Origin of the sequence: Streptomyces sp. NPDC004539, assembly GCF_040610055.1 — a bacterium.
Lineage (GTDB): Bacteria > Actinomycetota > Actinomycetes > Streptomycetales > Streptomycetaceae > Streptomyces.
The window spans coordinates 37,803-49,437 of sequence record NZ_JBEXLS010000011.1; the positions used below are offsets into that span (position 1 = coordinate 37,803).

The window sequence follows — 11,635 nt, forward strand, 5'->3', positions numbered from 1 at the left end:
GGTCACACGGCAGCCCGGATGATCCCTCCCCCGCCCCGGAGGCGGAAAACCGTGGCCTACCTCTCGCCGGAGGCAACCGGGCGCAACGGGGTCGACACACCGGCGCACCCGGCGCCCGCCCTCAGGAGACCGGCGCGAACCGCTCGCTCGACGAGGCCGGGACCGTCGTCCGCGTACGCCGGCGCAGTGCCTGCCAGGCGGCGAGGAGCAGGGTGCCTGCCAGGGCGAGGCCCCCGACGCCGAGGCCGAGACGGAGGCCCGGGGGGTGGAAGGTGCAGGTCAGGGCGGTCGAGGTGGGGTTGAGGGGGACGGCGATGAGGCCGTGGAACTGCTGCGCGGGTACGGCGGGGGCGTCGCCGATCGCGCAGCGCCAGCCCGCGATGCGCGGGGCGGCGACGACGGCGAGGCCCCGGCTGCCCTTCGGGAGCTCGGCGCGGATCGTGCCGTCGGAGACGGTCACCTTCGTCGCGCCGGTCGCCCGGAGCCGGTCGGCGGCGGCCCGCAGCCGCCCGGTGTCGAGGCAGCCCACGGACCCCTGCCCCGGCATCCGGACCGCCCGCTTCGGGACGAGCGCGACCCTGACCTGCCCGGAGGCGGGGACCTGGCCCAGCCTCGCCATCGCGGCGATCTTCTTGTGCGCGTCGGCCCGGAACCGCCCGATGAGCGTGCCGCCCTCCAGCCGGGCGGTGCCCGCGAAGAGCGGGGCGTAGAGGTACGCCTCGCTGCCCGCCGGGCACCGGGCCGTGAGGCTCGTGCCGCGCAGGGTGGTCCGGGGGATCGTGTAGACGCGCGTCCCGAGCAGCAGCTCCTGGTTCCGGTACGGCGACGGCCCCCACCCGGGGCGCGGTCCGGCGGGCCGTACCGTCACCAGCGGCGGCACGTCCTGCCGGGTCACCGTCTCGCCGGTGCCGTCCTGCGGGAACCAGTCCTGGTGCGGGTCCGGCGGGGAGTGCACGCGCGCGCCGACCGAGAACACGGTGTCGGTGACGGCGTTGTCGAGGCTCTGGAGGCTGCGCCCGCCGGAGGTCCAGCCGTCGCCGAGCGCGGTGAGCGTGCGGTAGAGGACGTCCGAGGTGTGGCTGCTGTAGTACTGCGCGCCCTGTCCGCCGACGATCAACGGGTCGTTCCCGACGGTCTGTTCGCGTCCGGGGTCGGTGCGGAAGGCGGGCCAGCCGTCGGCCGACGCGACGGCGTCCGCCTGCGCCCGCTGCCGGTCGCCCCAGGGCGCGTAGTTGTCGAAGTGGGCCAGCCGCAGCCGGGTGGTGACGGCGGAGGTGCCGGTGACCTCGCCGAGCTGGACGGCCACCAGCAGCGCGACGGCGAGCCCCGCGCGCCCCTTCCCTTTCAGGAGCAGCAGCAGCGCGCCGAGGACACCGACGGCGACCACCGCGAGGACCGGCAGGACGAAGGGCCGCACGAGCCGGCTCCCGCTCGCCACCGCTGCCATCCCCACGAGCACCCCGGCCGCGACCCCCAGCGCCCGCACGTCCGGCAGCCCGTACGACACCCCGTACCAGGCCGCCAGCACCAGGAACGCGCACAGCACGAACGCCTCCCGGTACCCCGAGCCCTGCGGGGTCGTGAACCCGTGCCAGGCGAGCTGCGTCGGCCCCCACTGCATCGACGCGAACATGACGACGACCAGCGCGCACCACGCCCACCGCACCCGTGCCGGGACCGCCCGGTGCCACGGCAGGGCGAGCGCGAGGAGCAGCGCGGTCGTCCCGACGTACAGACCGGGCGTGCCGAAGCCGTACGTCGTCGGCATCAGCCGGGCCAGGACGTCCGGCGCGCCGGAGGGGACGAAGCCGCTGAAGTGGCCCGGCGAGGCGTGCTCGCTGCCGAAGTAGACGACGGTGACGAGCGGCGCGGCGAGGCCGATGCCGAGGGCGGCGGTGAGGGCGGCCCGGCCCAGTACGGCGAGGGTCTCGCGGCGCGGCGGGGCGAGGAGGACGAGGCGCACGGCGAGGACCAGGGCGGCGCCGAGGGTCGCCATGTACGCGGTGTAGAAGTTGGCCATCCAGGCGAGCGCGACGAGGAGCACGCCGACGACCCGGCGGCGCCCGGCGAGCAGCCACTCCCCGACCAGGCACAGCATCGGCAGCGCGATCAGTCCGTCGAGCCACATCAGGTTGTAGGAGGCGTCGGCGAGGCTCCACCCGCACAGCGCGTACGACGTGCCGAGCAGGACGGCGGCCCAGCGCGGGCCGGGGCGCAGGGTGAGCAGCAGCCAGGACATGGCCGCCGCCGCGCTCGCCGTCTTCAGCGCGGTGACGACGTAGACGGCGAGGTCGATCTCGTCGCGCGGGAAGACGCCGACGAGGAGGGCGAACGGGCTGCTGACGTAGGTCGCGAAGTCGGGCAGGAAGCTCGCGCCGAACCCGGACTGCCAGTTCATGAGGAGCCCGCCGTCGGCGCGGCCGTGCAGGAGGTCCCAGAGGTGCGCGTGGTAGGGCAGGTACTGGTTGCCCAGGTCGTTGACGGCGCGGGTGCGCGGGCCGAACGGGAAGCTGCGGGCGATGGCGTCGGCCGCGCAGAACACGGCGAGCGTGACGAGCGCGGCGAGCCCCGAGGCGGCCCGGCGCGTGCGGGCGGTCGTTTCCACGCAGGCTCAGAGGGTGGCGTCGGTCCGGGGGTTGCGGACGTCCCGGAAGGTTAACCGGCTTGTCGACCGCCGTTCCCCTTGGCTAGGGTCGTCGGTGTGATCACCGGACCGGCGCGCAGGCGCCATTCACGGACGGGCGACCCGGTGGGCGGCTGACCCCCGGGTGGGGCAGGGCCCCGCCGTCAGCTCGGAGACGTAGACGCGTTCCGCTGTTTCCGTTCCGAGCCAAGAAGGCCGACACCGTATGCCTGCCTCGTTCAACCACACCATCATCGCGTCCAAGGACCGCGAGGAGTCCGCCCGGTTCTTCCGGGACCTCCTCGAAGTCGGCGAGGCCCCCTCCTGGGGCCCGTTCACCAACATCCAGCTCGCCGACGGCACGCTGCTCCAGTTCGCGGAGCCGCCCGTCGAGATCCAGATGCAGCACTACGCGTTCCTGGTCGACGACGACCTCTTCGACCGCGCGTACCGGCGGCTGTGCGACGCCGGGATCACCCACTGGGCCGACCCGCAGATGCAGCGTCCCGGTGAGACGAACACCGGGCACGGCGGCCGGGGCGTCTACTTCAAGGACCCGGCGGGCCACGCGATCGAGCTGCTGACCAGGCCGTATCTGTAACCCCACGGCCTGCGAGGATGGCCGGCGTGAACATAGCGAACACGCCGGTCACCGGGCTCGACCTCACCGGTTTCACCGAGGTCGAGCCCGGTCTGTGGCGGGACGGCTCGGGCCTGCTCCTGTCCGCGCACTTCTTCCCCCTCGTCCCCGATCTCCCGGCCCCGCCGCACGACCTGGCGCCGCTGCGCTCCGGCGTCGCGCGGGCCGTCGCGGAGAGCGGGGGCGGGCTGATCGAGGCCGAGCCGGGGAGGGTCGGCGGGCTCCCGGCGGTGTGGCAGCTCGTGAAGACGCCGCTGGGCGCCCGCCCCGGCCAGGCGTTCCTGGCGTCCTGGACCGTCCCGAGGGACCGGTGCAGCCTGGTCCTGAAGACCCAGGCCGCCGAGGGCCCCCTGACCGGCGTACGGGAGGCGGCGATCCTGGCCCGGGTCGGCCCGGACGACTACTTCCGGCCACATCCGTACGGCGATTTCGGCGGCCTGCCCTCCCACGTGGGCGACCTGGAGCGCTGGGACGCCGACTTCCCGGACCATCCGCTGACCCGGGTGCGGACGGCGCTGCGGCGGCTGACGCCGACGGTGACGCTGGACGAGGCGTTCACGTCGCTGCCGGAGTTCCCGGGACCACCGGCGCCGCGGGCGCGGCGGGGCTGGTTCCGCCGACGCCGCTGACGAGCGCGAGGGGGTGCCGACAGCACGTATTCTCACGGAGAACCAACGCAGAAACCGTGAGAGGTGGCCGACCGTGGGCTTCGACGTGGACGTGGTGCGCGAGGACTTCCCGATCCTGCGCCGGACCCTGGACTCCGGCGCCCCGCTGGTCTACCTCGACTCCGGCGCGACCACCCAGAAGCCGCTGCGAGTCCTGGACGCGGAACGGGAGTTCTACCTGACCCGCAACGCCGCCCCGCACCGGGGCGCGCACCAGCTGTCGGTGGAGGCGACCGAGGGGTACGAGGACGCGCGGCACGCGGTCGCGGGGTTCATCGGCGCCGAGGACGACGAGATCGTGTTCACGAAGAACACCACCGAGGGCATCAACCTCGTCGCGTACTCCCTCGGCAACGCGGGCCGCCTCGGCCCCGGCGACCGGATCGTCGTCACGGAGATGGAGCACCACGCGAACCTGGTCCCCTGGCAGCAGCTCGCCCAGCGGACGGGCGCCACCCTGGACTGGTTCGGCCTCACGGACGACGGCCGCCTCGACCTGAGCCGGATCGACGAACTCCTCGACGAGCGCACGAAGGTCCTCGCCCTCACCCACCAGTCGAACGTCCTCGGCACGGTCAACCCGGTCCGTGAACTCGCGGACCGCGCGCACCGGTTCGGCACGGTCGTCGTCGTGGACGGCGCCCAGTCGGTCCCCCACCGCCCGGTCGACGTACGGCGGCTGGGCGCCGACTTCCTCGCCTTCTCCGGGCACAAGATGCTCGCGCCCAACGGCATCGGCGTGCTGTGGGGCAAGGCCGAACTCCTCGCGGAACTCCCGCCGTTCCTCACCGGCGGCTCGATGATCGAGATCGTCGAGATGGACCGCTCGACGTTCCTCCCGCCGCCCCAGCGCTTCGAGGCGGGCGTCCCGATGACGTCCCAGGCGGTGGCCCTCGCGGCGGCGATCGACTACCTCACGGCCCTGGACATGCGCGAGGTCGCCGCCCACGAGGACCGGCTGACGGCGTACGCCCTCCAGGAGCTCCAGCAGGTCACCGGCGTCCGGATCGTCGGCCCCACCGACCTCGCCGACCGGGGCGCGACGCTCTCCTTCACGGTCGAGGGCGTCCACCCGCACGACGTCGGCCAGATCCTCGACGAGCGCGGCGTCGCCGTCCGCGTCGGCCACCACTGCGCCCGCCCGATCGTGAAGCGGTACGGGATTCCGGCGACGACCCGGGCGAGCTTCTACGTGTACAACACGGAGGCCGAGGTCGACGCGCTGGTGGCGGGCGTGCGGGCGGCGCAGAAGTACTTCGGCGTCTGACACGCGAGTTCACACTTGCGCTGGAGCGCGCTCCAGCTCCTACGTTCTCTCCCATGACGAACCAGAACGGGAACCAGAACGGGAACCAGAACGAGAACCGGAACGGGAACGCGGGCACCACGCGTGACGAGCGTTTCGCCCACGGCCTCGACGTCCTGCGCGCGGTCGACGGAGAGGCCGGCCAGCGGGTCATCGACTCGCTGGCCGACATCCACCCCGAGATGGCCCACCAGATCGTGGCCTGGGGTTTCGGCGAGATCTACGCCCGCCCCGGCCTTGCGCCCCGCGACCGCCAGTTGGTGACGATCGGGATGCTCACCGCGCTCGGCGGCTGCGAACCGCAGCTGGAGGTGCACCTCAACGCCGCGCTGAACGTCGGCCTCACACCGGCCCAGATCACCGAGGCGCTGCTGCACGCGGCCGGGTACTGCGGCTTCCCGAAGGCCCTCAACGCGACGTTCGTCGCGAAGAAGGTCTTCGAGGAGCGCGGCCTGCTCGCCGGACCGGCTACCTCTGCCTGATCCGCAGGAACGTCACCGAGTTCGCCGGGAAGGTGTACGTGAACTTCCTGGCGACCCCGTCGAACGTGGACGTCACGGGCGCGACCGGGGTGGCCGTCTCCGTGTTCACGGCGTCCGGGGCGGCGGCCAGCGTGGTCACCCGGGCCTTGGACGCGACCCGGGACGTCCCGAGGTCGATCTCCGTACGGGCCTCCGCCGCCTGCGCGTTGACGACCTTGACGATCAGCTCGCCGGTCTTCGCGTCGCGCGTGACGACCTGGCGGAACGGCTCGGCCGGCTTGTCGTCGGTGAAGCTGCCCCACTCCTTGCCGTCGAGGGAGAGGGTGACCTGGCGGCCCCGGACCTTGACGTCGACGTCGTAGGCGCGGCCGGTCTCGACGCTGCCCGCCTTGGAGATCAGCGTGGACTTGCCGCCGTCCACGGCCTGTTCGACGGCGGTCTGGGTGTTGTTCCAGCCGCCGATGTTGAACCAGTAGAAGTTCCCGGTGTCCTTGACGCCGAACGCGACGAGGAAGCCTTCCTTGCCGGACTTCTTGGTGGCCTTCACGTGCAGGTCGTAGTCGTGCCAGCTCGGGTCGCCCGCGCTGACCATGGTGTTCTCGGCGGCCGTGTCGCTCTGGACGTACTGCCCGTCCTGGACGCTCCAGCTGCCGCCGCCCGTGTGGGTCCACTTCGAGGCGTCGCCGGAGAAGTCGTCGCTCAGCAGGGCCGTTCCGTCGGCGCCGGTGACTTTGACGTCGTCGTAGGCGGCGCTGGTCGCCCACGTGGAGAGGCCGACCGCGCCCGTGATCGGGCCTTGGAGGGAGGGGGTGCCGGTGGCGGTCGAGGGGACGACGCGGTCGCCGACGTTGGTCATGAAGAGTTTCTGGACCTCGTAGTTGGCGGAGTTCCAGGAGGCGTGGTTGTTGAACCAGACCAGGTCGGGGCGCCACTGGACGTAGTCCTCGTTCGCGAACAGCGGTGCGTACGAGGCGAGTTTGACGACGTCCGCGTTGCGCTCAAGACCCGTCATGAAGGCGGCCTCGCTCAGGCCGTTCTTGAACGCGTTGCCCTGGGAGGCGTATTCGCCGAGGAAGACCTTCGGGCCGGTGCGGTCGTACGTGTCGTAGCGGTCGTTGTTCTGGAGGAACCACTGGGGGCTGTTGTAGTAGTGCTCGTCGACCATGTCGACCTTGGCGTCCTTGTTGAGCTGCCAGGCCGTGTCGAAGGTCGAACCGGAGTCGTCGGGGCCGGAGTTGGAGATGACCGTGATGTACGGGTACTTGGCCTCGATCGCCGCCCGGAACTGCTTGAAGCGGTCGAAGAACTCGACGGGGAGGTTCTCCTCGTTGCCGACCTCGATGTGGGTGAGGTGGAACGACTTCGGGTGGCCCATCTGGGCGCGGACCTTGCCCCACTTGGAGGTGACGGGCCCGTTGGCGAACTCGATGAGGTCCAGGGTGTCCTGGATGTGCCGCTGGAGGAGCGCCGGGTCGTCGACGGCCTTGTTCTGGCCGCAGCCGGTGACGAGGGCCGGGACGACGGGCAGCGGCATCGCGCCGATGTCCTCGGAGAAGCGGAAGTACTCGTAGTAGCCGAGGCCGTAACTCTGGTTGTAGCCCCAGAAGTTGGAGTTCACGGCACGGGTCTCGACCGGGCCGACGGTGTCCTTCCACTGGTACGAGCGGGCGCGCTGCCAGTTCGACGCCTCGCTGTAGTCCTGCATGGAGCCGGTGTTGACGAGGCAGCCGCCGGGGAAGCGCACGAACCCGGGCTTCAGGGCGGCGACCTTCTCGGCCAAGTCCTTGCGCAGGCCGTTGGGTTCGCCCTTGTAGGTGTCGCGGGGGAACAGCGAGACCATGTCGAGGGCGGCGGCCTCGCTGGAGGCGACGCTCAGCCGGCCGACGCTGCTCGTACGGGTCGCCGTCAGCGTCACCTTGTACTGCCGCCAGCCGCCCGCCCGGACGGCGATCTGGCGGGCGGTCGCGAGGGTGCCGTCCGCGTCCTGGAGGGTGACCGTCAGCGCGGTGCCGGACTCGGCGCGGGCCCAGACGGAGAAGTCGTACCTCTTGCCCTGGTCGACGTGGATGCCGGTGTTGTAGCCGGAGTTCGTGACCGCTGAACCGGCGGCCAGGGAAAGGTAGTTGCGGTTGCGGTCGTTCAGGCGGCCCGCGTCGTTCACGACGTTCGCGGAGCCGGTGACCGTCCAGGACGTCAGCGGGGTGTAGGAGCGGTTGTCGACGGTCGAGTACTCGAAGGAACGGTTCTGGACGAGTTCGGCGTACAGGCCGCCGTCCGCGGCCCGGTTGATGTCCTCGAAGAAGACGCCGTACATCGTGTCGTCGATCTTCGCGCCCTTGGCGGCGGGGTCGACGGTGATCGCGTAGTCGGTGGGGGCGGCTTGCGCGGTGGCGGGGAGTGCGGCCGTGGCCAGGAGGAGGGCGGTGGCGCCGAGACTCAGTCTCAGGCGGGTGCGTGACATGGGGGCTCCGCGGCTCGATGTGCGAAATATCGGACAATGGTCAGCACTTCGAACGGCAAGATAGGGAGGGGACGCTTGGGCGTCAATGAGTCGCGCGGTATCGAAAGTGTCGAAAGGGAGGGCTGATGGGCGGGTTCCGGCCGGTGGCGGACGTGCTGGAGTACCTCGCCGGGGAGTGGGAGGCCGAGCGGGGCGTGCGGGATCTGGGCAGTGGGGAGGAGGGCGGGTTCACGGGGACGACCGTGTTCCGGCCGCGGGAGGAGGGGGCCGGGCTGCTGCACCTGGAGTCCGGGTCGTTCACCTGGCGGGGCGTCGCCCGGCCCGCCTCCCGCACCCTGCTCTTCCTGCCGGGGCCGGTGCCGGGCACCGCCGACGTCCGCTTCTCCGACGGCCGCCCCTTCCACGGCCTCGACCTCACCACCGGCCACCACCTCGCCGAGCACCCCTGCGCGGCCGACCTCTACCGGGGCGAGTTCTGCGTCCTGGACGCGGACCACTGGCACACGGTCTGGCGGGTCGGCGGACCCGCCAAGGACCTCGTCCTCACGACGCGTTACGCCCGCGCCCGCTGAACCGGCCCCGGACTCACGCGAAGTACAGGGCCATCCACCGGTCCGGCTGCTCCAGCGGCGCGAACCCGAGCTTCGCGTACACGCCGTGCGCGTCGTGCGTGGCGAGCAAGATCCGCCGGACGCCGTACCCCTCCAGGTGATCGCGGACGGCCGCCACCAGCGAGGTCCCGATGCCCTTCCCCCGCACCCCCGGATCGACGTACACGTCGCACAGCCACGCGAACGTCGCCCGGTCCGTCACCACCCGCGCGTACGCCACCTGCTCCCCCGAACCCTCCTCGTACACCCCGAAGTTGAGCGATCCGGCGATCGCCTCGTCCTGCTTCTCCCGCGCCCTCCCGAGCGCCCAGTAGGCGTCCTCCGACAGCCATCGGTGGACGCGCCCGGCGTCGATGCGGGCGGTGTCGGAGGAGATCTCGTAGCCCTCGGCGAGGGGGAAAGTACCGTTCATGGGAGGAGCGTCGCAGGTCGCGGCGGGGGCGTCGAACGAGTTCCGGCGCTACGCGAACGCCTCGTCGCAGGCCGTGCGCAGCCGGCGCACCCCCTCGGTGAGCTCCTCGGTCCCGGCGACCGCCGCGAAGCTCAACCGGAGGTGGGGGCCCGGGGGTTCGGCGCTGAAGTAGGGGTGGCCGGGCGTGAGGGCGACACCGGCGCGCAGGGCGGCGGCGGTCAGGACGGACTCGTCCGCCGCGTCCGGCAGCCGCAGCCAGAGGTGGTAGCCGCCGGAGGGGATGTGCGGGAGGGCCAGGTCGGGGAGGTGCGTGCGCACGGCCGCCGTGAGCGTGTCGCGTCTCGTCTTCAACTCCGTGGCCAGGGTGCGCAGATGGCGGGGCCAGGACGGGGAGCCGACCAGTTCGAGCGCCGCTTCCTGGAGGGGCCGGGGGACGAAGAACGCGTCGACGATCTGGATGGCCCGCAGCCGGCTGAGGGCCGGACCCCGGGCGATCAGCGCGCTCACCCGGAAACTCGGCGAGGTCGCCTTGGTGAGCGAGCTGACGTGGACGACGACGCCGTCCTGGTCGTCCGCGATCAGGGGGCGCGGGAGGGGGCCCGCGTCGGCGTGCGCGAGGCGCCGTACGTAGTCGTCCTCGACGACGAACGCGCCGGCCTCGCGGGCGATGCGCAGGACCTCCGCGCGGCGGTCCGGGGCGAGGACGGCGCCGGTGGGGTTCTGGAAGAGGGGCTGGCAGACGAACACGCGGGCGCCGGTCGCCCGGAACGCGTCGGCGAGGAGTTCGGGGCGGACCCCGCCCGGGTCGACGGGGACGGGGACCGGGCGCAGGCCCGCCGAGCGGGCGATCGCCAGCATCCCCGGGTACGTCGGTGACTCGACCAGCACCGGGGCGCCCGGCGGGGCGAGGGCGCGCAGGGCTGTCGTGAGCCCGGCCTGGCCGCCCGCGCCGATCAGTACTTCGGCGGCGGTGACCGTGCCGCCGACGGTCCGCGCGAACCACTCCCGCAGCTCCGGCAGCCCCTCCAGCGGGGGCCGCCCCCAGGCGCCCGGCCTGCGGCCCGCCCGCGCCAGCGCCTCCGACATCGCGCGCTCCGGCTGGAGGGAGGGGTGCAGATAGCCGCCGTTGAACTCGATGACGCCGGGCGGGGGGACGGCCAGCGAGACGGTGACGCCGGTCGCGTCGACCGAGCGGGGGACGAGGCCCTCGGCGCCGTCCGCGCTCAGCGCGACCTCCTGCCACGAGGTGTCGCCGGCCGGCGCCGGTGCCGTACGCCGCTCGGCCGCGCGGAAGGCGCCCGCGCCGGGGCGGGTCACGACCAGGCCCTCGGCGACGAGTTGGCCGATCGCCCGGGAGACCGTGACGGGGCTGACCTTGAACCGCTCGACGAGGGCCCGGCTGGACGGGAGCTTTCCACCTGGAGAGTAGCGGTCGAGTTCGGTTCGCAGCTTGGCGGCGAGGTCGGTGACGCTGCTACGCTCATACATGAAGACAGAGAATAGCGCTATCGCGCGGAGTCGGATAGCGGTGGCCGGTGGGGAGCCCGTCGACGGACACGTCCGCCCGGGCTTCGGGACACTCCAGGCCGCCCTCGGTGTCGTCGCCTTCTCCCTCACCTTCCCCGCCACCGCCTGGGGGCTGAAGAGCTTCGGGCCCTGGTCGCTCGTCGCCGTGCGCTGTGTGCTCGCGGCGGTCGTCGCGGGCGGGTGTCTGATCGCGCTGCGGGTGCCGGTCCCGGAGCGGCGGCACTGGGCGGGCATCGGGGTCGTCGCGCTGGGCGTGGTGGTCGGGTTCCCGCTGCTGACGACCCTCGCGCTCCGGACGTCGTCCACCGCACACGCGGCCGTCGTGGTCGGCCTGCTGCCGCTGACGACGGCCCTGTTCTCCGCGCTGCGCATGGGCATCCGGCCCTCGCGGACGTTCTGGGCGGCGGCCGGGGCGGGAGCCGTCGCGGTCGCCGGGTTCACCGTGGCGCAGAGCGGCGGGGCGCTCACCGGGGCGGACGCGTACCTGTTCGGGGCGCTGCTCGTGTGCGCCGCCGGGTACACCGAGGGCGGGCGGCTCGCGCGGGTCATGCCGGGGTGGCAGGTGATCGCGTGGGCGCTGGTGCTGTGCCTGCCGCTCGCCGTGGCCGCCGGGGCGCTGGCCCTGTCGCACGAGAGCGTCGAGCTGAACGCGCGAGGGATCGCCGGGGTGTTGTGGGTCGCGGTCGGGTCCCAGTTCCTCGGGCTGGTCGTCTGGTACCGGGGCATGGCCGCGATCGGCATCCCCCGGGCCAGTCAGCTCCAGCTCGCCCAGCCGCTGCTCACCCTGGTCTGGTCGGTGCTGCTCCTCGGCGAGCACCTCACCCCGGCGGCCCCGCTCACCGCGCTGGCCGTCCTCGTGTGCATCGCCGTCACGCAGCGGGCCCGCGGCTGACCCCTGCTTCCCG

At 72.6% G+C, this 11,635-nt stretch carries 10 protein-coding genes; 6 read left to right on the plus strand and 4 right to left on the minus strand.

Annotation, left to right across the window (positions count from 1 at the left end; all coding sequences use genetic code 11):
• Window positions 1-121: 121 nt before the first annotated feature.
• Window positions 122-2,605 carry a YfhO family protein gene (locus ABZX85_RS22975; RefSeq protein ID WP_355871555.1) on the minus strand — a complete coding sequence of 828 codons (2,484 nt, stop codon included), beginning with the start codon at window positions 2,603-2,605 and terminating at the stop codon, window positions 122-124.
• A gap of 244 nt (window positions 2,606-2,849) precedes the next feature.
• Between ABZX85_RS22975 and ABZX85_RS22980 the strand changes: the two genes are divergently transcribed.
• The 4 genes from ABZX85_RS22980 (at window position 2,850) to ABZX85_RS22995 (ending at window position 5,719) form a co-directional block, all read left to right on the plus strand.
• Entirely contained in the window at window positions 2,850-3,224 is a 375-nt protein-coding gene (locus ABZX85_RS22980) for a VOC family protein (protein ID WP_355871558.1), read from the plus strand.
• A gap of 26 nt (window positions 3,225-3,250) precedes the next feature.
• On the plus strand, window positions 3,251-3,892 hold the full coding sequence (locus ABZX85_RS22985; protein ID WP_355871561.1) for a hypothetical protein: 642 nt from the start codon (window positions 3,251-3,253) through the stop codon (window positions 3,890-3,892).
• 73 nt (window positions 3,893-3,965) lie between these two features.
• Complete coding sequence (locus tag ABZX85_RS22990) at window positions 3,966-5,198, plus strand: cysteine desulfurase (RefSeq protein WP_355871564.1); 1,233 nt, start codon at window positions 3,966-3,968, stop codon at window positions 5,196-5,198.
• A 53-nt stretch (window positions 5,199-5,251) separates the two neighbouring features.
• On the plus strand, window positions 5,252-5,719 hold the full coding sequence (locus ABZX85_RS22995; RefSeq protein WP_355871567.1) for a carboxymuconolactone decarboxylase family protein: 468 nt from the start codon (window positions 5,252-5,254) through the stop codon (window positions 5,717-5,719).
• Here ABZX85_RS22995 and ABZX85_RS23000 read toward each other — a convergent pair.
• Window positions 5,706-8,180, minus strand: a complete 2,475-nt coding sequence (locus tag ABZX85_RS23000; RefSeq protein ID WP_355871570.1) for an alpha-L-arabinofuranosidase C-terminal domain-containing protein — start codon at window positions 8,178-8,180, stop codon at window positions 5,706-5,708. The two genes, ABZX85_RS22995 and ABZX85_RS23000, sit on opposite strands and share 14 nt — an antisense overlap.
• 125 nt (window positions 8,181-8,305) lie before the next feature.
• Between ABZX85_RS23000 and ABZX85_RS23005 the strand changes: the two genes are divergently transcribed.
• Window positions 8,306-8,752, plus strand: coding sequence for a DUF6314 family protein (locus ABZX85_RS23005; protein WP_355871573.1), 447 nt, complete (start codon window positions 8,306-8,308; stop codon window positions 8,750-8,752).
• A gap of 13 nt (window positions 8,753-8,765) precedes the next feature.
• Here ABZX85_RS23005 and ABZX85_RS23010 read toward each other — a convergent pair whose 3' ends face one another.
• Together ABZX85_RS23010 and ABZX85_RS23015 are read right to left on the minus strand one after the other, a co-directional pair.
• The gene (locus ABZX85_RS23010; RefSeq protein ID WP_355871576.1) at window positions 8,766-9,203 is read right to left on the minus strand and encodes a GNAT family N-acetyltransferase; all 438 of its coding nucleotides are present in this window, start codon (window positions 9,201-9,203) and stop codon (window positions 8,766-8,768) included.
• Between the two features lie 48 nt (window positions 9,204-9,251).
• Window positions 9,252-10,691, minus strand: a complete 1,440-nt coding sequence (locus ABZX85_RS23015) for a PLP-dependent aminotransferase family protein (RefSeq protein ID WP_355871579.1) — start codon at window positions 10,689-10,691, stop codon at window positions 9,252-9,254.
• On the opposite strand from ABZX85_RS23015, the gene ABZX85_RS23020 reads away from it, so the two are divergent.
• A complete protein-coding gene (locus tag ABZX85_RS23020; RefSeq protein ID WP_355871582.1) occupies window positions 10,690-11,622 on the plus strand; it encodes a DMT family transporter in 933 nt (310 codons plus the stop codon). The two genes, ABZX85_RS23015 and ABZX85_RS23020, sit on opposite strands and share 2 nt — an antisense overlap.
• The last annotated feature ends 13 nt before the right edge of the window (window positions 11,623-11,635 follow it).